This is a genomic window from Guyparkeria halopsychrophila (genome assembly GCF_044582135.1).
Classification (GTDB): domain Bacteria; phylum Pseudomonadota; class Gammaproteobacteria; order Halothiobacillales; family Halothiobacillaceae; genus Guyparkeria.
This window is the reverse complement of the sequence record NZ_JBDODP010000001.1, coordinates 188,957-211,720: the sequence shown is the minus strand read 5'-3', so window position 1 is coordinate 211,720 and position 22,764 is coordinate 188,957. Positions and strand designations below refer to the sequence as shown.

Genomic DNA, 22,764 nt, shown 5'->3' with positions numbered 1-22,764 from the left:
CCCTAAAGTCTTTGAGAGTTTCCCATCCATGAAATCATCCACTGACTTCCGCCATTCATGATTTGGCTCATAACTTGGCTCGAACTTTGGAATAAGATCAAGGACCACTAGGGCGTTTACTATTCCATGTTCTAAGACCTGCCCCCAGTAGAAAGCCAAGCCGAACCGGGCATACACCTCTTTTACATGATTGTTTGGATCTTCTGTGGCTGTCTCTTTGTCCAACGTAGAATGCTCTTCAGTTCCGCTGAGTGGTGCTTATTTTGTTAAGCCCCAGTCTTTTTCTAGCCTAGCTAGCATCCGGCTCACGGCTTGTTTTTTTATGTCCTCTTGGCTGATTTGCGCTCCATCATCTCTTTGAACCACTAGGGTTCTTACGGGCATGGCTTTAGCTTTTTCTTCTTCCGTTAGGTTTTCCTCAATAAACCCCCAAAGTGAAGACTTTTTTACCTCGGACATTGTTTGTGATCTGTCGATAACTTTTCGTGTTTCTTTAATTAACTCAGCCTTATATTCGGATGATTTCTTTCGTCTTTCGATAAAGTAGTGAACCCACGGCGCTATTAATGAGGCGATAGTTCCGGAGATCAGGCCAAAGAGTGCCGCTATGGTGGCGGACCAGAAGTCGAAGGGGATGGATAAAAGTGAGGTGCTTGGTTCGGTGTCCACTGTTCGTCCTTGCTATTGGCCAGTTTGCCTTGCCCTGCTGTTAAAGTGCCGGGCAGTCAGCATGTTTTTGAAATTTTCAAGTCATCAATTTGTTTGGGTCTTGTCGCCTAACCAGGCCGTAATGTCGTCCAATTCTTCCGCCGAGATGCCATGCTCGACCGGATAGTGCCTCTCTGTGACATTCGTAAGTCCACAGTCGGTCAGAAACGCATTCAGCTTGCCGGCGGCGCGCACCGGGATCAGGGGGTCGTGCTCGCCGTGACCGATGAACACCGCCGGGTCGCGGCCGTCGGTGGGTTTGGCGATCTGCTCGGGGGCGGGCAGCCAGGTGGAGAGCAGGATCGCGGCCAGCGGCGGGCGCGGCAGGGTCAGGGCCAGCCGGGTGGCGAGCACGCCGCCCTGCGAGAAGCCGCCGAGGATGTAGGGGTCGTCGCCGACCTCGTCCTGTATCTGTTGCTGCAGGTCGGCGGTGATGCCGGCGAGGCTGTCGCGGTCGACGTCGATGCTGCCATTGTCGGCGATCAGGTCGAACCAGCTGGGCATGGGCATGCCGCCGTTGAGCGAGACCGGCGCGACCGGCGCATCGGGGCGGTGCACGGCCCAGTGGTGGTCGGTCAGCGCCACGCGCTCGGTGATCAGGTCGCTGATCGGGGCGAGGTCGTCGCCGTCGGCGCCAAGGCCGTGAAAGAGGATCAGGTGCAGCGGTCGGGTCATCGTCCGTGGTCCTTTCTGGAAACGGGTGGCTTGCCAAAGGGCACCTCTCTGCGCCTCGCCTTGTATTTGCAGGCCTTGACGACCCGCAGAGCCGTTGGCGAACCGTGCAGAGGTTCCCTATAGTCTCGCACGGCAAACCCCTTGAATCAGGAGCACCCATGGCGGGCGAATTCGACCACCGTGCCGACCGGCGCGACTACCTCCACGGCGAACTGCATCGCCGCGACCTGGCCACCGATCCGGTCGAGCAGCTGGCCGGCTGGCTGATCGCCGCGCGCGAGGCGGACAACTTCGACCCCACCGCGATGTGCGTCTCCACCGTCGACGCCGATGGCTGGCCGTCGGCGCGCTACGTGCTCTTGAAGCACTTCGATGCCCGTGGCCTGTGCTTCTACACCGATACCCGCAGCCGCAAAGGCCGGGAACTCGACGCCAACCCGCGTGCCGCGATCACCTTCTTCTGGCCGGAAATCGACCGGCAGGTACGCGTGGCAGGCTTGGTCGAGCGACTATCGGACGAGGAAAACGAGGCCTACTTCCGCCAACGCCCGCGCGGTTCGCGGCTGGCGGCGATCACCTCCACCCAGAGCGCGGCGATCGAATCCCGCGAGGCACTGGTGGCGCGCTTCGAGGAGATGGCCGAGCGCTACCCGGAAGGCGAGGTGCCGCGTAATCCCGCCTGGGGCGGCTACCGCGTGGTGCCGCGCGAGTGGGAGTTCTGGCAGGGCCGTGCTTCGCGGTTGCACGATCGCTTCGCCTATGTGCGTGACGGCGACGGCTGGAAGATCGACCGGCTGATGCCATGACGGATGCCGCACTTCAACGCGTCCAGATGGAACCCGCCTGGCGCGAGGCGCTCGCCCCGGTACTGCTCGATACGCCCATGCAGCAGCTGCGTGAGCGACTGGTCGAGCAGGGCAAGAACGGCACCGTCATCCACCCGAAACCGGATGAGTGGTTCCGCGCCTTCAACCACACCCCGCTCGACGACGTGCGCGTGGTCATTCTCGGGCAGGACCCCTATCCCACGCCGGGTCATGCCAACGGGCTGTGCTTTTCCGTGCGCCCGGACGTGCGGCCGATCCCGAAGTCGTTGGGCAATATCTTCAAGGAACTGGCCGCGGATCTCGGCATCCAGAACAGCAACGGCGATCTCACCCACTGGGCCGACCAGGGCGTGCTGCTGCTGAATGCCGTGCTGACCGTCGCCTCGGGCCAGCCGGCCTCGCACCAGGGCATGGGCTGGGAGGCGCTGACCGACCGGGCCATCCGCGTGCTCGCCGAGCAGCCGCGCCCGATCGTGTTCGTCTTCTGGGGCGCGCAGGCACAGAAAAAGGCCGCGCACGTGCATCGCCCCGAGCATCTCGTCATCAAGAGCCCCCACCCCTCGCCGCTGTCCGCCTACCGCGGCTTTTTCGGCTCCAAGCCCTTCTCGCGCATCAATGCCTTCCTCGAAGCCCACAACCTGGCGCCGATCGACTGGCGGACCGGGGTCGAGTCTCGCTCGGAGTCGCGCGCCAACTGACCCAGGCCAAAGTGGCCCCACTGTGGGAGCGACCCTCGGTCGCGAATCGCGCGGCACGCGCGAGTCCCGATCTCGGTGTGGTGCCGGGGTTAGAGTCGGGCGGCCGCTGCTGCGGCCTTCGCGGGCGGGGTCCGCTCCCACAGTGGGGCTCTGGTGTGAACGGGCCTCGTCCGCTATCGCGCCGGCGGAGTGGATACCGGCCTGGGGCGGAAGCTAACTCGTCGAGGTGGTGTCGTTCGTTCAGACGGCCGGCTGCGGCAGTTGCCCGTCGACGCGGAAGGTGTCGGCGGGAAAGCGTTCGATGCGTCCGCCGGTCAGATGGAGGAAGGTGACAAGTTCGCCGGTCACCTCGCATAGCCACCCTTCCGATTCGGTCGGCGATCGTGAGGTCAGGGCCGGCGGTTCGAACAGGCCGACATTGATGTCGCCGCGTGGATCGCGGGCGGAGGGGAATTCGAAGCCCAGTATCCCGGCCTCGCGCATGGCTCGGCCGAGTTGCTGGGTGGAGGTGTAGTCGGCCGGATCGGTCAGCACGGGCCGTTTGCGATCGCAAGGTGGGCGGTGCAGCCGCAGCCCGCTATCCGTGCCGTACCTTGCGCGAAACAGGGTGTGACGGCTGCGAAGCGCGGACGAGGGCGGCGTCTGCATGCCGGACCAGAACACCAGCCGATAGTAGGCGGCTTCCGCCAGCGCGGTGTCGGTGGCCAGCGATCCGTAGAGCAGGGACGGCTCGAATCGGCCGCCGAAGCGCGACCCGTGTCTCAGCGGTGGATAGCGGAAGGGCGTGAGCAGCAGGTAGTGCAGACCCTCGCTGCCGGGGCGTGGCGGGGGCTTGGTCGCATCGAGCATTTCCTCGAGCACGCTCTGCTCCTCGAGGGTGTCGACCAGCCCGGTCGTCGCCACTTGCTCCTGGCTCTCGACGATGCGAGTCAGCACGCCGCCGATCGGCTCGATTCGCTCGGCGAGTTCGCACTCCTGCCACAGGTCCGGCACGCCTCAGACCTTGCCGCGTATCGCGTCCAGGTAGTCGCAGACATGCACCAGCCCGGCCACGGAGAGCATCTGCTCCGCCGGGATGCCGCCGGTGTGCCGGTTGGGCGTGTGCATCCAGTGCTTCATCTGCTCCTCGTTGCCGTCCATCAGCGCATACAGGCTTCGGTAGCAGCGGACGAGCAGCAGTGCCAGCTGGCCGTTCTGGCTTTCCGGGTCCACGCCCGAGCGAGTGATGGTCGAGCGGTTCTTGCCGACAATCCGGCCGATCAGGGCCTGGCTCAGGCCGAGCCCGCGCCCGGCGTTGAACAGGGCCTTGGCCAGGACCATGGCCTTGTCTTTCGAGGCGTTGTTGGGGGCGACGGCGAGGGTCATGTCACGACTCCTGTGTTGCGTATCTCAACGATAGGTCCAAAAGTGTGCATATGCAACAACAGCGCATGGCGTGTTGCAGGCGCGCGGCGTTCAAGCGAAGCCCCTTGTGGGAGCGACCCCTGGTCGCGAATCGCGCGAGACGCGCGAGTTCCAGGTTGGGTAGTGTGCAACGTCCGGATCGGGGCGGCCGCTAGGGCGGCCTTCGCGAGCTAGGCTCGCTCCCACAATGGGGTGTCGTGGGAGCGCCTTCAGGCGCGATGGGATCGGGTGCCGCCTCGGTATTTCGCGGCTCAAGCCGCTCCTACAGCAATCCCCGCTCGGCCATCGAGATGCAGGGTCGTCCTACCACCACGTGATCGAGCAGGCGCACGTCGATGAGATTCAGGGCATCGCGCAGCCGTTCGGTGATGCGCCGGTCGGCGGCACTGGGTTCGGCGACGCCGGAGGGATGGTTGTGGGCAAGGATCACCGCCGCGGCGTTGTGGCGCATCACGGCGCGCACCACCTCGCGCGGGTGGACGGCAGCCTGGTCGATGGTGCCAAAGAACAGCCGCTCGAAGCCGAGCACGCGGTGGCGGTTGTCGAGATACAGCGCGCCGAAGACCTCCTGCGTCTCGCCGTCGAGCTCGGCCTGCAGGAAGCGAAAGACCGCCTGCGGACTGCCGATGTCCGGCCCGACGCGCAGTTCCTCGGCGAAGTGCCGCCGGGCGAGTTCCAGCACGGCCTGCAATTGGCAGAACTTGGCGTCCCCCAGTCCGCGGGCGCGGCCGAAATCCTGCCGCGAGGCGCTGAGCAATGCGCTGATTGAGCCGAAGTGCGACAAGAGGTCGCGCGCCAGATCGACCGCGGAGCGACCGGCGACGCCGGTGCGCAGGAAGATCGCCAGCAGTTCGGCATCGGAGAGGCTCGCCGGCCCTCGGGCCAGCAGGCGTTCACGGGGCCGCTCGGTGGTCGGCCAGTCGGTGATGGGCATGTAATTCCCTCCCTGGAATCGTCATGACAGTTAGGTTGTGGATTACTCCGGTGGACGAGCCCCCAGCAGGATGCCCTGTGCGCGCCATTCGGCCAATTGCTCGTCGGCAAAGCCGAGCAGCTCGTCGACCGGGCGGCCGAAGCCTTCGGCCAGTTGGGCGATGGTCGCGTGGCCGGTCTGGCCGTCGGCCTCGGCCAGTGCCAGGAACAGCTGCGCGCTGCCGGGCGTGAGGGCAAGGGCGAACGGCGCGCCGTTGGCATCGCGGTGCAACAGCAGGTGATGCATGCCGGCCGGCGGGATCTCGGGTGTCGCGGCGGCCTCCAGTGCCGCCGCGATGCGGTCGACCGGGTAGGCGGTCACCATCAGGCGGGCCAGCGAGGAGACCACCGGCTGGCCGGCAAGTAGGTCGCCGTCTGGGTCGAGATCGTCGGGCGCCGGGTCGGCGTCCTCGGCCATCAGATCGAAGCGCGCCAGCTCGTAGGCGGCCAGCTCGCGCTGCCAGTCGGCCAGCGTGGGGTTCTCTTGCAGGAAAGCGAGGAATTCGGCCGGCAGGTCGCGCAGGATCGGCGAGTGGGCCGGGTGGTCGCGGAAGAACGGCCGGGTCAGTGCCTGCCAGGCGTCAGCGTCGAGGCTGGCGCGCAGCGCCGGGAAGGCGTTTTCCAGCGTGCCGTCGATGTTGTTGAAGAACAGCTTCGCGTACCAGGCCATCCGCTCGGGCTTGCTGCCCGGCGGTGGCGGGTTGGCCTCTGGGTCGCGCACGTAGCGGGTGAAGGCCTCTTGGGTGGCGCGGAAGTCCTGGTTTGGATTGCCGGCCATCTCAGGCGGCCCGGCTGCCCAGCGCCCGCTCGCCGGCGCGGCGGATCTGGGCGACCTCGTCCATCAGCTCGTCGAGTGGCGGGATGTCGAAGTCGCGCTCCAGCAGTGTCGGCACCGGGCCGACGTGGCGGTAGGTGTGCTCGAGCAGATCCCAGACCGGGGCGCTGACCGGCGCGCCGTGGCTGTCGATAATCAGGTCCGGCTCGACCTGGTGGTGCCCGGCGACGTGCAGGTAGCGCACGCGTTCGGCCGGCATGGCGTCGATGAAGGCGGTCGGGTCGTAACCGTGGTTGACGCTGTTGACGAACACGTTGTTCACGTCGAGCAGCAGGTCGCAGCCCGAGCGCTCGAGGATCTCGAGGATGAACGTCTGCTCGTCCATGGTGGATGCCACCGGCGAGTAGTAGGAGACGTTCTCCAGTACCAGCCGGCGGCCGAGGCGTTGCTGCACGGTGTCGATGCGCGCAACGACGTGTTCGATCGCCCCTTCGGTGAAGGGGATCGGCATCAGGTCGTAGAGGTGCGCGTTGTCGGAGCAGAACGACAGGTGCTCGCTGTAGAGCGCCGGCTGGTACTCGTCGAGGAACGCGCCAACGTCATCGACGAAATCTAGATCCAGCGGCGCCGGGCCGCCGATCGAGAGCGACAGGCCGTGCGTGTAGAGCGGGTAGCCCTCGAGCAGGGCCTTGAAGCGTTCCTTGACCGGCCCGCCGAAGCGCAGCCAGTTTTCGGGCGCGACCTCGAGAAAATCGACGTCGGGGCGTTGCTCCTCGATCTCGCGCATGAGCGGGCCACGGCGCAGGCCGATACCGACGGGGACGTGTTGCCTGACGCTGGGGCTGGCGGAATGGGGGCTCATGGCAGGCCTCCCGGAGCGCTGAATGGCCGACGGCGTGGGGCCGCCGGCCGGGGGTGTTTGTGGGCCGACGGCAAGCTGCCGGCGGCCTTCACGCGGGGCGCCGACCCTAGTGGATCGGTGCCGTCAGGGTGCGGTTCAGGACTTGTCCTTGTCGCCGTCCTTGTCGTCGTCGGCCTTCTCCTCGTCCATGCTGCTGCCACACTGGCCGGCACCGCAGGCCATTTCGGCCGTCTGGAAGGTCCCCGCATGGGTGGACTCGGAGGCGAACGGGTTGCCGTTGCCCGCTGCCATGGCCGAGGAACCGGCGATGGCGGTGGCCAGGGCGGTCGAGCCGATCAGCAGGTGCTTCTTCGATTGCGCTTTCATCTCGTCAGAACCTCTCGTTAGGGGATTCACGCGGGTGAGCCGCGTTGAGTTTCGACAGCCATCGAGGCTGCCGGTTTCCTGATGATGCCCAAGGGTAGTCGGCAATACCAGAGTTAACTGCTGGGATTTGTTAGCCCAGTCAGCTAGTTGGTCAGTTCGTGCGCGTCAGGTCGCGCCGTGGCTGATCGATCCCGTCGGTGCAGACGTCGAGCGTCGGCTCCTGGATGCAGCGCTCGGCGGCGCGCAGGCGCTGGTCGAGGTACTGCGGGTAGAAGTCCGGCACGGTCACGCCCTTGAGTTCGTCGACCACCTGGCGGCCGTCGGGGGCGAAGTAGATTACCTCCGGCACCAGTTGCACGCCCTGCAGCCGGGCGAACTCGACCGGCGTGTACGACGTGCCCTGCCATTCGATCTCCGGCTCGGCGGAGTCGATTTCCACCCGACGGATGATCAGTCGACCCTCGTAGTCGGGGTCGGCGGCCATGGTCTGCAGAAACTCCTCGTCGACCGTCCGGCAATAGGAGCAATAGGTGGCATGGAAGAACATCAGCATGGGGATCTGCTGTTCTTGCATATGGTCGAGGTCCGCCCGAACGTTCTCCAGATCGCTCATCAGGGGCACGTCATCGCGCGCACTGCTGGCGACCGGTTCCTCGGCCTGCCCGGGCGGGGTTGCCATGCCCATCAACAGCAGGCTGGCCAGGGGTGCCAGTGCGGCGAGGGTCAATCGATGACGCAGACGGAGTGGGGTGATTGCAGGCAAGGTTTCTCTCCCGAATGGGGTGGCTGCCGGGCTGGCCCGGAGTCTGGCCAGTGCGGTGGCCGGATTGTATTCGGTTTGGACTATGTCGGGGTCGCCGGGTTCCTCGGGGAAGGCCCGCGCCTCGTGTCCCGATGCGGCATCCGGGTTACCATGATGACTGTTTCGCGACGGTCCGGCCCGGGGCTTGGGCCGTCCGGTTGCCAGAATGAGGATGACAGATGAGCAAGGCATTTTCCGAGGGCCGCGTACTGCGGATCGCCACCCGAGCCAGCCTGTTGGCGCTGTGGCAGGCGGAGTTCGTCGCCGCGGAGCTGAAAAAGCGCACTCCGGGCCTCGAGGTCGAGCTGGTCAAGATGACCACCCGGGGCGATCAGCTGCTCGACAGCCCGCTGTCGAAGATCGGCGGCAAGGCGCTGTTCGTCAAGGAACTTGAGGTCGCGATGCTAGAGGATCGGGCCGACATCGCGGTGCACTCGATGAAGGACGTGCCGATGCAGTTTCCGGATGGTTTGGAGCTGATCGCCATCCTCGAGGGTGATGACCCGCACGATGCCTTCGTCTCCAACAGCTACGGCAACCTCGACCAAATGCCGGCAGGCGCCGTGGTGGGCACCTCCAGCCTGCGCCGCGAGACGCAGGTGCGCGAGCGCTTCCCGGATCTCGAGGTCAAGACCCTGCGTGGCAATATCCACACCCGCCTGCGCAAGCTCGACGACGGCGAGTACGACGCCATCATCCTGGCCGCCTCGGGCCTCAAGCGCGCCGAACTGGCTGATCGCATCACCCACCAGTTGTCGGCCGAGGAATCCCTGCCCGCCATGGGCCAGGGGGCCCTCGGCATCGAGGCGCGCAGCGACGATGCCGCGGTGCACGCGTTGATCGATCCGCTGGTCGATCGCGACACCACCACCCGCGTGACTGCCGAGCGGGCCTTCAACACCCGTCTCAACGGCGGCTGCCAGGTGCCGATCGGCGGGCATGCCCTGCTGGTCGAGGACGATCAACTCTGGCTGCGTGGAATGGTCGGCCGCCCGGATGGCACGGCGACCCTGCGTGACGAGATTCGCGGGCCGCGTGATCAGGCCGAGGCGCTGGGCATCGAGCTGGCCGAGCGGGTGCTGCGCAACGGCGCCGACAAGATCCTCGCCGAGGTGGGCATCGAGACCGAGGCGCCCGGTCAGGGCTGATTCCGTGGTCGACCGTCACCTGCCGCCGATTAGCGAGGTCGTGCTGACGCGACCGGCCGGCAGCAATGCCGGCCTGCGCGAGGCGCTGGTGGCGGCCCGGCCCGCCGGGATGGTCGAGCCGACCCTGATCACACAGCCGTTGCTGGCCATCCAGCCGCTGCCCGATGGCGGCGAACTGCCCGGCGCGTTGGCCGCGATGACACCCACGGACCTGGTGGTCTTCGTCAGTCCACGAGCGGTGGAGGCGGCCCGGGCCGTTTGCCCGCTGGGCGACTGGCCGGCGCGCGAGTTCGCTGCGGTGGGCGCGGCCACCGGTGGGGCGCTGGCGGAGGCCGGGCGCCCCGCCGCCTTTCTGCCCGATGCCTCCGAGGACAGCGAGGGGCTGCTCGAGTCCCTGCGCGATGTGCCCGTGACCGGCCGGCGCGTGTGGATCATCCGGGGCGAGACCGGGCGTGAACTGCTGGCCGATGCCCTGGCTGCCCGGGGCGCCGAGCCGCGTTTCGTCGCCGTCTACCGGCGCGAATGCCCCGACCCGCACCCGCGGCCGCCCGCCCCGGCGGGACCCACCTGCCTATGGATCATCACTGCCCCGCAGGCCCTCGATTGTTTCGCCCGGCTGACCAGCGAGACGGATGCGAGCCAGTTCGGGCTGCTAGACTCCAACTTGCTGGTCATCAATGAGCGCGCGCGTGACCGGGCGCGGGCAGCGGGAATCCGCGGGCCGATTAGCCTGGCCGGCGGGCCGGGCGCCGACACACTGGCCCGCGCGGCGTGGCAGGTGATCGCCGACCGGCAATCACCGTCGCCATAGGGCACTGACCCGGCGGCGCGCACGACCGCTTTTATCCGATCGCATCCATACTGGGGATGAGCATGGACAAGAAAGACAACGACAAGCAGGCCGAGGAGACCAAGGCCGGGGCATCTGCCCAGACGGGCCAGTCCTCGGACTCCTCCGTCGCATCGACATCGACCGACAAGGCCCAGGCCGATCAGGCCCAAGCTCAAAACAGCCCCGCTGACAAGAGCCAGGCCAATAAGGGCGGTGCGCACAAGCCGGCCGCGAAGGCCGGGCAAAAGAGCGGTGGGAAGCCCGGCGGACAGCCCGGCACCTCGGCCTATGCGAACAAGAAGGCGTCGACGGCAAGCGGCGCCTCGGGCGCGAAGGCGGCTGACGGCAAACCATCGGGCGACCCGGATACCAAATCCGCCGGGTCGAGTCCTGCCAGTTCGACTGCCCAAGCTTCGTCCGGCCAGACTTCTTCCACCCAGGCTTCGTCCGGTCAGGGGGCGTCCTCCAAGGGTCCCAAGGATCGCAAGGATCCCAAGGATCGCAAGGGTCCGAACGCCCAAGGCGGCGGTGACCAGAATGCCGGTGCGAAGGCGGCCCCGGCCGCGCGTGCCCGCCCACCGCGCCGGTCGGCCACACCCTGGTTGGTCATCGGCATACTGATCCTGTTCGCCCTGGCCGCCGTGGGTGGCTGGCAGTTGTGGCAACTCCAGCAGGCCCAGCAGCAGGGCCTGCAATCGCAGGCCGACGAGCGCGAGACATTGGGCCAGGACTTGGCTCAGGAAATTGAGCGTCTCGACGAGCAACTGGGCTCGACGCGCTCGAACGTTTCGGCGCTGGAAGATCGCGGCGAGGCGATCCGTCAAGAGGTCGAGTCTGGCCTGCAGGCCCAGCAGGACGAACTGGCCGAACGGCAGGATAATCTCGATGCGCGCATTGCCAGCATCGACGACCGGCTGGCGCGCGGCGAGATTGCCTGGAAGACCGCGGAGATCGGCTTTTTGCTGACGCGCGCCCAGGAACGCCTGACGATTGCGCGAGATCCCGACGGGGCGATGCTTGCCCTGCGGTTGGCCGATCAGCGGGTCGCCGCCCTGTCTCGCCCGCACTGGTTGCCGCTGCGCTCGGCGATCAGCGACGCGATTGCCGAAATCGAGGCGGCCGCTGAGGGTGACCGCGTCGGCCAGGCGCTGGCGTTGCGGCGCCTGACCGACCGGGTCGAGGACTGGCCGTTGACCGACGAGGCCGGTGAGACGATGGCCACCGCCGAGCCGGGGGTAGAGCCCTCGAGCACGGCATCGCTGCCGGAAGATGCGGCCTGGTACGAGAAGGCCTGGGTGGCGACCACCGGCTGGGTCGCTCGACAGGTCACCGTGACCCGTTCGGACACGCCCACGCGGTTGCGCGAACGGGTGGCCACGGATCGCGAGATGCGCCTGTGGCTGACCGCCGTGCGTGAGTCTCTGCTCTCGCGGGACCATGACGCGCTTTCCACCACGCTCGACGAGGCACGTGGCTGGCTCGAATCGCACTACGCGACCGAGGCGGACGGCCCGGCCAAGGCCCTCAAGGCGCTCGAGCGCACACAAGAACGTTTCGCCAGTCGCGCATTCCCGTCGATCGACGCGGTGCTCGACGCCTGGGAGCGGGCCAACGCCCGCGAAAAGGCGCGCGCCGAGTCGACCGACGTGCCCGCTGAGACCGGCAAGGAGGACCCGTCATGAAGCGTCTGATCGTCTGGATCGTCGTGCTGGCGGCCGCGGTGGTCGCGGCCATCTATTTCCTGCCGGGGGCCGGCGTGGCGATGCTCGAGTTCGCCGGCTGGCGGATCGAGACCACCGCGGTCGGCCTGGTATTCATGGTGCTGATCGCGCTGATTGCGCTGCAATTGCTCTGGCGCCTGATCGCCGGGGTGGTGCATCTGCCGGCGCGCTTTAGCCATCGCTCGGCCGAGCAGCGACGTCGAGCGGCCGACGAAAAGCTCCTGCGTGCCTGGGCCGAGCGTCAGCGTCGTCAGACCGAGCTGGCGCAGCGCTACGCCCTGGCCGGGGTGGAGGACGGCAGCCTGCCGCCCATGCACTTCCAGGTGGCGATCGACGCCCTGCTGGATGGCCTCGATCCGTCACGCCAGGGCGCAGCCCCACGGGGCCGGAACGAGACCCGCGAGGAGATCGGGAATCTGTTCGAGACGGTTGGGCGCCGCTTTCCCAAGTTCGCCGAGTTCCTGCGGCTGCATATCGTCCAGCGGCTGATCGCGCTGAGGGAGATCGAGTGGGCGCAGGCCATGGTCGAGCCGTTGATCGAGACCCATCCGCGCGACGAGGTCATTCTGCTGATCCGGGCGCAATTGCTGGAATTGGCCGGTGATTTCGACGCGTTGGGGCGGCTGTTGCCGACCTTGCGTCGCATCAAGGACAAGCGCCTGACCGCCGATGAGCTGTTGCGCATCGAACGGGTGGTGCTGCTCGGCCGGATCGAGGCCGCCTCGCGGGTGCGTGATCTCGATGTCCTGTCGCGGTTGTGGTCCGAGGCCGGGCGCAACGTGGTCGACAGCTCGGCCGTGACGATTGCCTATGCCGAGGCACTGGCCCGTGGTGGCGCGGAAGCCGGCGCCGCCCGCGTGCTGGAAAAGCGCCTCGGCCGCTCGCTGGAGGCCCAAACGCTGCATGCCTGGGCCGAATTGCGCCACGAGGACCCGGCTGACGCGCGCAAGCGCCTGCTCAAGCTGGTGCCGGACGACTGGAGCGAGCCGGCCAATGCCCCCAACGTGGGGCGCGCCCGCGAGCGTGCCGCGTTCGCCTACGCCATGGCGCGCCTTGCGCTGGCCGAGTCCGATCCCACTGCGGCGCAGCTGTGGGTGGGTGGCCTGGGCCCGCTCGACCAGGACTTGCGGTATCTGGCCGTCGCGGCGCGCGTCCATGCCCGCTTGCGGGACAGCAGCGAGGCGGCCCTGCTGTATGAGCGTGCCTTGACACGGGCGGGCCTGGAGATGAGTGCGGCCCCGCAACCGGTGAAGCCTTTCACGGCCGACGATGGCCGCTGATCGAGCCAACCGTGCCGGCCTGAGCGATCTAAGACGCTTTCTCGAGCAGCTCGAGCGCCAGGGCGAGCTGGTGCGGGTGACCGAGCCGGTCGACCCCGACCAGGAGATGACGGTGCTGGCCGACCGCGTGCTGCGTGCGCGCGGACCGGCCCTGTTGATCGAGAACCCGGTCGGCTTCGATACCCCGGTGCTGCTCAACTTGTTCGGCACCCCCGAGCGCGTGGCCCAGGGCATGGGCGGGCAGACGCTCGCCGATCTGCGCGAGATCGGCCGGCTGCTCGCCTTCCTCAAGGAACCCGACCCGCCGGCCGGCCTCAAGGAGGCGTGGCGCAGCCTGCCGATCTTCAAGAAGGTGCTCGACATGGCCCCGCGCCGGGTCAAGAAGGCGCCGGTTCAGGAGGTGGTGCTCGAGGGCGATGACGTCGATCTGGCGCAATGGCCGATCCAGACCTGCTGGCCGGAGGATGCCGCCCCGCTGATCACCTGGGGCCTGACCACCACGCGTGGCCGACCGCGCAAGGGCGGGGGCATGGCGTCCGATCCCGAGGATGCCGCTGCCTCCGGGCGTGAACGCCTGAACATGGGCATCTATCGCCAGCAGGTGATCGGGCGCAACCGGGTGATCATGCGCTGGCTGGCGCATCGCGGCGGGGCGCTCGACTTTGCCCACTGGCAGGAGACGCATCCCGGCGAGCCGTTTCCCATCGCGGTGACGCTGGGCGCCGACCCCGCCACCATCCTGGGGGCGGTCACGCCCGTGCCGGATACCCTCTCCGAATACGCCTTTGCCGGCCTGCTGCGCGGCGAGCGCACCCGGCTGGTCGAGTGCCTGTCGCACGATCTGCTGGTGCCGGCGAACGCCGAGATGGTCATGGAGGGGTTCATTCACCCCGACGACATGGCGGTCGAGGGCCCGTACGGCGATCACACCGGTTATTACAACGAGACCGAATCCTTCCCGGTGATGACCATCGAGCGCATCACCCACCGCAAGAACCCCATCTATCACAGCACCCACACCGGCCGACCGCCGGACGAGCCTGCCATCCTCGGTGTGGCGCTCAATGAGGTGTTCGTGCCGCTGATCCAGAAGCCGTTCCCCGAGATCGTCGACTTCTACCTGCCGCCGGAGGGTTGCTCCTACCGCATGGCGGTAGTGTCGATGAAAAAGCAGTACCCGGGCCACGCCAAGCGCGTGATGATGGGCGTGTGGAGCTTCCTGCGCCAGTTCATGTACACCAAGTTCGTCATCGTGGTGGACGACGACGTCGACCCGCGTTCCTGGGAGGACGTGATCTGGGCCATGACCACGCGCATGGACCCGGTGCGCGACACGCACCTGGTGGAGAACACCCCGATCGACTACCTCGACTTTGCCTCGCCCGTCTCCGGGTTGGGCGGCAAGATGGGGCTGGATGCGACCAGCAAGTGGCCGGGGGAGACCGATCGCGAGTGGGGGCGGCCGATCCGTGCCGACCGCCAGGCGCAGGAGGCGATGGCGTCGGTCTTCGAGACGGTCATGGCCCGGGCCGAGGCCGCGCGCGACCGGTAGGGAATCTAAGCCAGCCCGGGCCGAGCGTGCGCGGGTCTTTATCCCTCGGCTTTCCCTGTCGAGAGCACGCTGCGATTGCGGCCCTGTTCCTTGGCCTGGTAGAGCGCATCGTCGGCGCGCGTGAACACCGTTTCCAATTCCTCCCCCGGGGCGAATTCGGCCAGTCCGCACGAGGCGGTGACGCCGATTTCCTTGCCGCGGTAGCGCAGCTTGGTGCGCGCCAGTTTCTCGCGGATGCGTTCGACCACCTTGAGGGCGTCCGGTCCCGAGGCCGCCGGCAACAACATGATGAATTCCTCGCCGCCAAAGCGCGCGATCAAGTCGACGTCGCGGATCAGGTTCATGAACGTCTTGGCGACGATGATCAGCGTCTTGTCGCCCGCCTGGTGACCCAGCTGATCGTTGATTTCCTTGAAGTGATCGAGATCCCAGATCGCCAGCGTCAGGGGTGACTGGTCGCGGCGCATGCGCGCCAGTTCCAGACGGACGCGGTGATCGAAGGCCAGCCGGTTGGGCAGCCCGGTGAGATTGTCGCGGAACAGTTTCGCCTCGCTCTGCTTGAGTTGCTCTTCGAGCATGCGGGTCTGGTCCTCGAGCTGCGCCAATCGACCACGCAACTGCTCGTTGTCGATTTCGACGTCTTCCTGACGGCGTTCCTCACCTTGCTGGAATGTTTGCACCTGCTGGCGGATGCGACTGATCCGCTCGCGCACCACGAGCTTGAGCCCATCGAGGTCGTCGGCGGATTCCATGTGCGCGTGGATGTCGTCGACCTGCTGGCGCAAGGAGGTGTCGAGTTTGAGCCGGGCTTCGCGCTGGACGACCAGGTCGTCGCTCTGCGACAGACTGAATTGGTCGATGTCGGCCAGTGCCTCGGTGACCTGCTCGAGAAAGCGGGTGAGCTCGCCCTTCTCCTTCTCGACCGTCTGGCGCATGTCGTTGATCAACGTGGCGCTGCGGTCGATCAGGATGCTGGGCAGGGTGCGGTCGTTGGGGTCGTCAATGGCGGCGATCAGTCGGGCGCGCCGGCCTTCCAGTGCATCGACGAAGGCGATGCGATCGAGCAGCAGGGGCAGGACTTCGCGGACATGCGAGGCCGAGCCGTTGTGCGTGCCATGGCTGGCCGGGGCGGCTTCCGGCCCCGGTGTTTCGTCGGGCTGGCTGGCCTCGAGTTTGCGTATCTGCCGCGCCAGGTCTTCCAGGTCGCCCTTGAGCTGGCCAACATCGAAGGCATGCTCGTCCTGCTTGCGGGCCTTGTCGCGAATGCCGGCGGCGGCGTCGGCCAGTTCCGGGTAGGCCTTGTCGACGGCAAATAGCACCCGCGAGAGGGTGAGCTTGAGCAGGCCACCCAGTTCCTGGTCGTGGTCCTCCAGTCGACCGAGCTCGCCGAGCAGCTGTTCGTACCGCTCCCGGTAGTCGTCGTTCTCCTTCGACGAGGTGGTCGCTGCCTCTGCCATCGTTGCCATCTCTCCGTCGGTGCTCTGCTGACGATTCAGGCGTCAAGCCTAGCGAGATTTCCGTGGGGATGGTAGCGCGATGCTCATCGCCACCGGGATATGGTCCGAGCCGCCGATCGGGCGGGCCTCGGTGCCGCGGATGTCGAGTGACTGGCTTACGACGATGTGATCGATCGATCGCTGCGGGTGCCAGCGCGGGTAGGTCAGCGGTGGGCGTTTGGGCAGCTTCAGGCCGTTCTCAATGCACCACTGCTGCATGCCGGGATCGTCGGGTTCGCAGTTGAAATCGGCCATCACCACCACGTAGCCCGGCACGTCGGCCAGTTCGCCCAGCTGGTCGAACTGCATCTGGCGGGCGCGCCGACTCAGGGCGAGATGGGTGTCGATCACGCGTAGCGGGTGGCCGTCCCAGAGGAAGTCCGCGACCAGCGCCCCGCGGCCGGGCATACGACCGGGCAGCGGGCACTGGTGGATTTCCCGTGGCTGGATGCGGCTGATCAGCCCGAGGGCGTGCTTGCCGAATTGGCCCAGATCGCGGTTGACGCGCACCGCCCAGTGCGAGAGTTCGGCCAGTTCGGCCAGGTGCTCGGCCTGATTGAGAAAGTGGCTGCGGATCGAGCCCGCATCCGCCTCCTGCAGGCCGATGATGTCGAAGTGCGACAGGGTCGGGGCGATGGCTGCCAGGCTGCGGGCGCGGTCGGCGCTCGGCAGCAGGTGTTTCCAGCCGCCGGTGAGGTAGTCGCGGTAACGGTGGGTGGCGATGCCCACCTGGATGTTGTGCGACAACAGCCTCAGCGGTTGGTGGCCCCGCACGGCGGTGAAATCGTCGGGCCCGCCGGTGGCCGTGCTGCAGCTCAGGCAGCGTTGGCTGGCTGGCCCGCGCGTCATCCGCCCACCAGGGCCTCGCCGAGCCGGCGGGTGAGCTGCTCGTTCTCGCGGTAGTCCACGGGCACGTCGATCACGCAGACGGCGTTGCTGGCCATCGCATCCTTGAGGATCGGCAGCAGCCCATCGCCCGACTCGACGCGGTAGCCCTTCGCGCCGAAGCTCTCGGCCAACTGGACGAAATCCGGGTTGCCGAAGTGCACGCCGGTCGATCGGCCGAAACCACGCCGCTGCTTCATGTCGATCAGGCCATAGCCGCCGTCGTTCCAGATCAGCACGATGATCGGCGTGTTGCAGCGCACCGCCGTCTCCAGTTCCTGCACGTTCATCAGGAAACCCGCATCGCCGGTGGCCGCGACGATGTGGCGCTCCGGGTAGAGCAGCTTGGCGGCAATCGCGCCGGGCAGGGCGATGCCCATGCTGGCAAAGCCGTTGGAGATGATGCAGCTGTTGGGCCGCTCGGAGCGGTACATGCGTGCCAGCCACATCTTGTGGGCGCCGACGTCGGAAATGACGATGTCGCGGCTGGACAGGGCGGTGCGCAGGTCCCAGATCAGTTTTTGCGGCTTGACCGGCAGGCAGTCGTCGTCGGCGTGACGATTCATGTCCTCGATCAATGCTTCGCGCAGATCGCGGAAGGCCGGCCCCTCGTGCGGCGTGGTCAGATCACCGAGGCGACGCATCGCCGTGTTGATGTCGCCGACGATGCTGGTGGCCACCGGATAGTGGGCATCGACCTCGGCGGCCTCGGTATCGACATGGATGATCTTGCGGTCGCGGGTGGGGTGCCACAGCTGCGGGTGGTACTCGACCAGGTCGTAGCCGATGCAGACGATCACGTCGGCTTGGTCGAAGCCGACATTGACGTAGTCCTTCGACTGCAGGCCCACAGATCCCAGCGCCATCGGGTGGCGGAACGGGATCACGCCCTTGGCCATGAAGGTGTTGGCGACCGGGACGTTAAGTCGCTCGGCCAGTTCGGCAAGCGCCTCGCTGGCCGCGGCGCGGACCACGCCGTGGCCGGCAAGGATGATCGGATGGCGAGCACCACTCAACAGGCCCGCTGCCTGCTCGAGGCTGGACTCGCGCGGCTCGCTCACCCCATACGAGGTCACCGGCAGCGGGACGTCGTAGCCCGATTCGACCGGCATGGCCGCGACGTCCTCGGGCAGTTCGATGAAGCTCGCCCCACCCTTGCCCGCCTCGGCAAACTTGGCGGCACGACGAATGGTCTCGGGAATCGCCGAGGGGGTGACGATCCGCGAGGCATAGCGGGTGATCGGCTCGAAGATCCGCACCAGGTCGAGCACCTGGTGCGATTCCTTGTGCAGCCGGTCGATGCCCGCCTGTCCGGCGATCGCGATCAGCGGGGCGTGGTCCATGTTGGCGTCGGCCACGCCGGTGACCAGATTCGTCGCGCCGGGGCCAAGGGTCGAGAAGCACACCCCGGGCTTGCCGGTCAGCCGGCCAACGATGTCGGCCATGAACGCCGCCCCCTGCTCGTGACGCGTGACGATCAGCTTGATCGGCGACTCGTTGAGCGCGTCGACGAAGTCGAGGTTTTCCTCGCCCGGGATGCCGAAGACGTACTCGACGCCCTCGTTTTCCAGGCAGCGCAGCAGCAGTTGGGCGCCGGAGGTCACGGGGCGATCAGTCGCGCTCGTCACGGATCTGTTCGATCAGGGCGTCAACGACCTCGAGCATTTCGACACTGCCGCCGGCCAGCCGGCCGGTGACGAGAAAACGGCCGTCGACCAGCAGCGACGGGACGCCGCGTACGCCGGCATCCTCGGCGATCTGCCCGGTCTGGCGGATGGCGTTCTGGGTGCCGAAGCCGTTGTAGGCCTCGAGAAATGCGTCGCGGTCGACACCCTGCTCGGCATAGAAGTCGGCGATCGACTCGGCATCCGTCAGGCGGGTGCCCTCTTCGTGAATGGCGTGGAACACGGCAGCGTGGGTGTCATCCGCCACGCCCAGCTGGTCGGCCGCATTGAAGGCGCGGGTCAGCGGGATCCAGTGCTCGCCCAGAGCCAGTGCGCGGCGTTCGAAGACCACGTCCTGGTCCAGTTCCTCGAGCCACGGATCGAGTTCGTCTTCCATGTAGTAGCAGTGCGGGCAGCCGTACCAGAAGAACTCCTGGACCAGCACCTTGCCCTCCGGTGAGCTGACATCGGTCTGCACCTCGCGATAGCCGGATTCTGCGGCCAGCGCGGGGGCGGCCAGGACCAGGGCGGTGGTGGCGAGCAGCGTGGTGAGGAAAGACTTGAGGCGATTGACGAGCATGGAGTGTCTCCGTGATTCGGTCATGAAGGGGCGTTCGGTACCGGATCGGGGCCGAGCAGGCCGGTGCCCCGGAACGAAGTATGGGGCAAGCCCGCTGCCCTTGCAGCCGGCCGCCCCATGCGTGCTCATTCGGTCTGGGCGGATCAGAGTTCGCCGTAGGAGTGCAGCCCCGAGAGGAACATGTTCACCCCGAGGAAGGCGAAGCTCGTGATGAACAGGCCGCCGATGCTCCACCAGGCCATGACCGGGCCGCGCCAGCCCTTGGTCAGGCGCATGTGCAGCCAAGCGGCGTAGTTCAGCCAGACGATCAGGGCCCAGGTCTCCTTCGGGTCCCAGCTCCAGTAACCGCCCCAGGCCTCGGCCGCCCACATGGCACCGAGGATGGTAGCGATGGTGAAGAAGGCGAAGCCCAGCGCGATGGCCTTGTACTGGATGTCGTCCATCACCGTCAGTGACGGCAGGCGGTCGTTGGGTCCGTCACCGCCCATCTTGTCCTTGATGATGTAGGCCACGCCCACCATCGCGGCGATCGCGAAGGTGCCGTAGCCGATGAAGTTCGCCGGTACGTGGATCTTCATCCACCAACTGTTCAGCGCCGGGACCAGCGGGGCGATCGCCTCGGCATCACGGGTGAACTGGTACCAGAGCAGAAAGCCCAGCGCGACGCCGACGATCAGCATCACGAAACCGCCCAGGCTGCGGTTGTTGTAGCGCTTCTCGTAGTAGAGATACAGCAGCGCGGTGAACACGGCAAAGACGATGAAGACCTCGTAGAGGTTGCTCACCGGGATGTGGCCGTAGTCTAGGTTGATCAGGTAGCCCTCGCGCCAGCGGGAGAAAAAGCCGATGAAGCCCATCGCCACCCCGCTCCAGACCAGGGAGCTGCCCACCTTGAGGCCGTACGCCGAACGCGCCAGCGTGCTGATGAAGTAGGTAGGGATGGAGAGGAAGAACAGCGCCACCATCCACATGGTGGCCGCCTGGCTGGAGAGCAGAAACTTGAACAGGAAGGTCGATTCCTGGAACTCGCCCAATGCGGCACGGCCTACCGCGCCGTCGGCGCCGAGGATGTTGTAACGCCACAGGGCGAACAGCGAGACCGCGGCGACCACGGCGGTGAGCCAGCGGGTCGCCGGCCAGATCCAGCCCAGGAAGCCCAGGCCGAGCGCAGCCCCGAACAGCGTACCGGTGGCGTAAAAATCGAGCGCAGCGCTGTACTGGGCGTAGCCGATGCCGGCGCCAATCAGCATGGCGACGGCCCAGAGGGCGTCGATCAGGCCGAAGCTCCGCCGCTGGGGGAGTTCGGAGCCGGGTTGATACCCGTTGATCATCTGTTCGTTGGGCACGGACATGGGCGATTTCTCCTGCGCGGATTGTATTGCCGTCATTATGCCGGCCGACCGGAACTCTCCGGGTCGGACGGTGGGTTTTTCTGCTCATTTGACCCGGTTTGCCGTTGAAGTTCATTGCTGAACTGGGCAAACGCCTGGTCGAAATCGATGTTCTTGCGGGCATCCGTGCCGGCGACCACCACGCGGTGGCGCGCTGACTCCCCATCATCGTTCACGCCGGCCGGTTTGATCAACACCCACAGCCGACGGTAGTGAATGTAGAACAGCATGAAGATGCCCAGGGTCAGCATCAGCGAGCCCAAATAGACCCAGAACATGCCCGGGGCGCGGGTGATCTCCAGCCCGGTCGACTGGATGTGATTAAACCCGGTGGGTGCGACGAAGATCGGCGAGCCGTAGTTGGGGATGACCGTGACCACGTCGAGCGCGTTCTCGAAGAACGCTTCGTCGCGCGGGGCGAATTCCTCGACGCCCTGTTCCTGCAGGGTCTCCATGTAGGCACGCATCAGCACTGACTGGACCACTCGGAACGAGGACTCGCGGGCCTGTTCGGCCATCTCGCCGCTCATTTCTCGTTCGGCGAGTTGCCTCTCGACCTGCTCACCCAGGGCGGAAAAACCCCGTTCGACGAAGGTCTCGACCATGTCGGCGATCGAACGGGCCGCCGAGCTCTGGGCGGCGCCGCCCTGCTGGCCCTGGGCCGTCTGCCCGACCAGGTCGGCGGCAATACGGGTGATCTCGTCCTGGTCCTTGAGCGTGGCGTAGAACGCCATGAAGGTTTCGATCGAGTTGTTACGATCGGCCGGGATGAACAGGAACTGCTGCCGGGCGCCCACCTCGGGGGTCACGCCGCTGAGGAAGAACCTGGTGCCGTCGAAATCGACCGGCTGGAAGTAATTCTCGTACTCGACGGCCTGACCGGTGGCATCTCGCACTCGGAAGGTGACCGACGGGCCAAAGTTGGTGTTCTCCTGGGTGCCGTCCGGCCCTTCGGTGGGATTGACGTTGTACAGCGAGAAGTCGCGGAACTCGAGTGTGTATTGCTCGCCGTTGAACTCGAAGCTGCGTTCCTGGTTGACCGTACCCTCGAGCGCCTGCTTGGTGCCGACCTTGCCGAACAGCTGCCAGGCGTCGAATTCCAGCTCCGTGCCGCCGTCACCGAAGCTCGACTGGAAGATGTTGTAGCCCTTGTAGTGCAGGGGGTGGTTGACCCGAATCGTGTCCTCGACCACCTCGCCGGTTTTCTTGTCGGTCAGCGTGATATCCGAGTTGAAGGACTTGGGCATGCCGGTGTCGTAGAACTCGACGAAGAAATCCCTGATCTCGATCTTGAACGGCAGGTTCTGCACCACGTAGCCGTCCTTCAGGCCGATGAAGGCCACGTCGCCCCACTTGCCTTCGGGAATGTTGACCGAGCCACGAAAGCCGGCCAGCGAGCCCGGCGGCAGGTGCGACTCCTGGGGTACCTGGCTGACCGGCAGGTCGCGGGTCTCCACCTCGACCACGCCCAGCGTGTTGAGCGTCTTGAGGTACATCTTGCTGTCGATCAGCCCGCCGACCAGGATCACCACCATGCCCAGGTGGGTGAGGATGTAGCCGATGCGGTTGAGGCCGCCCTTGCGCGCGGCCACCAGGATCTCGCCTTCCCGCTCCTTGACTCGTGACTTGTAGCCCAATTGCTGGAACAGCCCCTGGGTGCGCTCAATGATGGTGGCGGTAGGCAGGTCGCTCTCGTACTGGCGGGAATGGGCGAAGGCTCGCAGCGACTTTTCCTGCGCATTGAGGCGGAAGCTGCGAATGTCGCGCAGGAAATTGGGCGTGTTGCGAGTCAGGCAGGCGCTGGTCGAGGCGAGCAGGAACAGCAGGATGGCGACGAACCAGCTCATCGAGTAGACGTCGTAGAGCCCCAGGGTGTTGAACACCTCGAACCAGAACGGACCGAACTCGATCAGATAGTCGTTGAACGGCTGGTTCTGCTGCAGCACGGTGCCGATCACCGAGGCGATCGCCAGGATCGAGAGCAGCGCGATCGCCAGGTTCATCGAGGTCAGCCACGTGAACAGGCGCGAGCTCAAGCGGCGGCGTTTGCGGGCGGTTTGGGCCTGGGGGGTCATCGGCTAGCCTTCGCGGGGATCGGATAGGTGCATGGCGACTGTCGACATCGG

The 22,764-nt window shown here is 66.2% G+C and carries 23 protein-coding genes; 7 read left to right on the top strand and 16 right to left on the bottom strand.

Going from position 1 to position 22,764, the window contains the following annotated elements:
• From ABGV18_RS00985 to ABGV18_RS00975, 3 genes are all read right to left on the bottom strand, one after another.
• On the bottom strand, nucleotides 1–225 hold a 225-nt coding region (locus tag ABGV18_RS00985; protein WP_396584431.1), incomplete at its 3' end, for a hypothetical protein.
• A gap of 33 nt (nucleotides 226–258) precedes the next feature.
• The gene (locus ABGV18_RS00980) at nucleotides 259–669 is read right to left on the bottom strand and encodes a hypothetical protein (protein WP_396584430.1); all 411 of its coding nucleotides are present in this window, start codon (nucleotides 667–669) and stop codon (nucleotides 259–261) included.
• A gap of 84 nt (nucleotides 670–753) precedes the next feature.
• Nucleotides 754–1,383 carry an alpha/beta fold hydrolase gene (locus ABGV18_RS00975; RefSeq protein WP_396584429.1) on the bottom strand — a complete coding sequence of 210 codons (630 nt, stop codon included), beginning with the start codon at nucleotides 1,381–1,383 and terminating at the stop codon, nucleotides 754–756.
• Nucleotides 1,384–1,541: 158 nt separating this feature from the next.
• Between ABGV18_RS00975 and pdxH the strand changes: the two genes are divergently transcribed.
• Both pdxH and ABGV18_RS00965 read left to right on the top strand, forming a co-directional pair.
• Complete coding sequence (gene pdxH / locus ABGV18_RS00970) at nucleotides 1,542–2,189, top strand: pyridoxamine 5'-phosphate oxidase (RefSeq protein ID WP_396584428.1); 648 nt, start codon at nucleotides 1,542–1,544, stop codon at nucleotides 2,187–2,189.
• Nucleotides 2,186–2,908: a uracil-DNA glycosylase gene (locus ABGV18_RS00965; RefSeq protein WP_396584427.1), complete on the top strand. Its 723-nt coding sequence runs from the start codon at nucleotides 2,186–2,188 to the stop codon at nucleotides 2,906–2,908. The genes pdxH and ABGV18_RS00965 overlap by 4 nt, the downstream gene beginning before the upstream one ends.
• 240 nt (nucleotides 2,909–3,148) lie before the next feature.
• On the opposite strand, the gene ABGV18_RS00960 is transcribed toward ABGV18_RS00965, so the two are convergent.
• The 7 genes from ABGV18_RS00960 to ABGV18_RS00930 form a co-directional block, all read right to left on the bottom strand.
• On the bottom strand, nucleotides 3,149–3,901 hold the full coding sequence (locus ABGV18_RS00960; RefSeq protein ID WP_396584426.1) for an RES family NAD+ phosphorylase: 753 nt from the start codon (nucleotides 3,899–3,901) through the stop codon (nucleotides 3,149–3,151).
• Between the two features lie 3 nt (nucleotides 3,902–3,904).
• Nucleotides 3,905–4,273 (bottom strand): antitoxin Xre/MbcA/ParS toxin-binding domain-containing protein, encoded by a 369-nt coding sequence (locus tag ABGV18_RS00955; RefSeq protein WP_396584425.1) that lies wholly within the window; start codon nucleotides 4,271–4,273, stop codon nucleotides 3,905–3,907.
• Between the two features lie 301 nt (nucleotides 4,274–4,574).
• Entirely contained in the window at nucleotides 4,575–5,246 is a 672-nt protein-coding gene (gene radC, locus ABGV18_RS00950) for a RadC family protein (protein WP_396584424.1), read from the bottom strand.
• Between the two features lie 42 nt (nucleotides 5,247–5,288).
• Nucleotides 5,289–6,062 carry an HvfC family RiPP maturation protein gene (locus ABGV18_RS00945; RefSeq protein ID WP_396584423.1) on the bottom strand — a complete coding sequence of 258 codons (774 nt, stop codon included), beginning with the start codon at nucleotides 6,060–6,062 and terminating at the stop codon, nucleotides 5,289–5,291.
• Nucleotide 6,063: 1 nt separating this feature from the next.
• Nucleotides 6,064–6,921, bottom strand: coding sequence for an HvfB family MNIO-type RiPP peptide maturase (locus tag ABGV18_RS00940; RefSeq protein ID WP_396584422.1), 858 nt, complete (start codon nucleotides 6,919–6,921; stop codon nucleotides 6,064–6,066).
• Nucleotides 6,922–7,056: 135 nt separating this feature from the next.
• Complete coding sequence (locus ABGV18_RS00935) at nucleotides 7,057–7,287, bottom strand: hypothetical protein (protein WP_396584421.1); 231 nt, start codon at nucleotides 7,285–7,287, stop codon at nucleotides 7,057–7,059.
• A gap of 151 nt (nucleotides 7,288–7,438) precedes the next feature.
• A complete protein-coding gene (locus ABGV18_RS00930; protein WP_396584420.1) occupies nucleotides 7,439–8,050 on the bottom strand; it encodes a thioredoxin family protein in 612 nt (203 codons plus the stop codon).
• A 218-nt stretch (nucleotides 8,051–8,268) separates the two neighbouring features.
• Between ABGV18_RS00930 and hemC the strand changes: the two genes are divergently transcribed.
• The 5 genes from hemC (at nucleotide 8,269) to ubiD (ending at nucleotide 14,622) form a co-directional block, all read left to right on the top strand.
• Complete coding sequence (gene hemC, locus ABGV18_RS00925; RefSeq protein WP_396584419.1) at nucleotides 8,269–9,237, top strand: hydroxymethylbilane synthase; 969 nt, start codon at nucleotides 8,269–8,271, stop codon at nucleotides 9,235–9,237.
• A 4-nt stretch (nucleotides 9,238–9,241) separates the two neighbouring features.
• Nucleotides 9,242–10,048 (top strand): uroporphyrinogen-III synthase, encoded by an 807-nt coding sequence (locus ABGV18_RS00920; RefSeq protein WP_396584418.1) that lies wholly within the window; start codon nucleotides 9,242–9,244, stop codon nucleotides 10,046–10,048.
• Between the two features lie 62 nt (nucleotides 10,049–10,110).
• Complete coding sequence (locus tag ABGV18_RS00915) at nucleotides 10,111–11,751, top strand: uroporphyrinogen-III C-methyltransferase (protein ID WP_396584417.1); 1,641 nt, start codon at nucleotides 10,111–10,113, stop codon at nucleotides 11,749–11,751.
• On the top strand, nucleotides 11,748–13,070 hold the full coding sequence (locus ABGV18_RS00910) for a heme biosynthesis HemY N-terminal domain-containing protein (protein WP_396584416.1): 1,323 nt from the start codon (nucleotides 11,748–11,750) through the stop codon (nucleotides 13,068–13,070). Before ABGV18_RS00915 ends, ABGV18_RS00910 begins: the two co-directional genes overlap by 4 nt.
• Nucleotides 13,060–14,622 carry a 4-hydroxy-3-polyprenylbenzoate decarboxylase gene (gene ubiD / locus ABGV18_RS00905; RefSeq protein ID WP_396584415.1) on the top strand — a complete coding sequence of 521 codons (1,563 nt, stop codon included), beginning with the start codon at nucleotides 13,060–13,062 and terminating at the stop codon, nucleotides 14,620–14,622. Before ABGV18_RS00910 ends, ubiD begins: the two co-directional genes overlap by 11 nt.
• A gap of 38 nt (nucleotides 14,623–14,660) precedes the next feature.
• On the opposite strand, the gene ABGV18_RS00900 is transcribed toward ubiD, so the two are convergent.
• From ABGV18_RS00900 to ABGV18_RS00875, 6 genes are all read right to left on the bottom strand, one after another.
• A complete protein-coding gene (locus ABGV18_RS00900; RefSeq protein ID WP_396584414.1) occupies nucleotides 14,661–16,088 on the bottom strand; it encodes a diguanylate cyclase in 1,428 nt (475 codons plus the stop codon).
• Between the two features lie 39 nt (nucleotides 16,089–16,127).
• The gene (locus ABGV18_RS00895; RefSeq protein ID WP_396580609.1) at nucleotides 16,128–16,967 is read right to left on the bottom strand and encodes an endonuclease/exonuclease/phosphatase family protein; all 840 of its coding nucleotides are present in this window, start codon (nucleotides 16,965–16,967) and stop codon (nucleotides 16,128–16,130) included.
• A complete protein-coding gene (locus ABGV18_RS00890; protein WP_396584413.1) occupies nucleotides 16,964–18,631 on the bottom strand; it encodes an acetolactate synthase large subunit in 1,668 nt (555 codons plus the stop codon). Before ABGV18_RS00890 ends, ABGV18_RS00895 begins: the two co-directional genes overlap by 4 nt.
• Nucleotides 18,615–19,247 (bottom strand): DsbA family protein, encoded by a 633-nt coding sequence (locus ABGV18_RS00885; RefSeq protein WP_396584412.1) that lies wholly within the window; start codon nucleotides 19,245–19,247, stop codon nucleotides 18,615–18,617. The genes ABGV18_RS00890 and ABGV18_RS00885 overlap by 17 nt, the downstream gene beginning before the upstream one ends.
• A gap of 143 nt (nucleotides 19,248–19,390) precedes the next feature.
• Nucleotides 19,391–20,599, bottom strand: coding sequence for a c-type cytochrome biogenesis protein CcsB (gene ccsB, locus ABGV18_RS00880; protein WP_396584411.1), 1,209 nt, complete (start codon nucleotides 20,597–20,599; stop codon nucleotides 19,391–19,393).
• Nucleotides 20,600–20,634: 35 nt separating this feature from the next.
• On the bottom strand, nucleotides 20,635–22,713 hold the full coding sequence (locus ABGV18_RS00875) for a cytochrome c biogenesis protein ResB (protein ID WP_396584410.1): 2,079 nt from the start codon (nucleotides 22,711–22,713) through the stop codon (nucleotides 20,635–20,637).
• Between the last annotated feature and the right edge of the window lie 51 nt (nucleotides 22,714–22,764).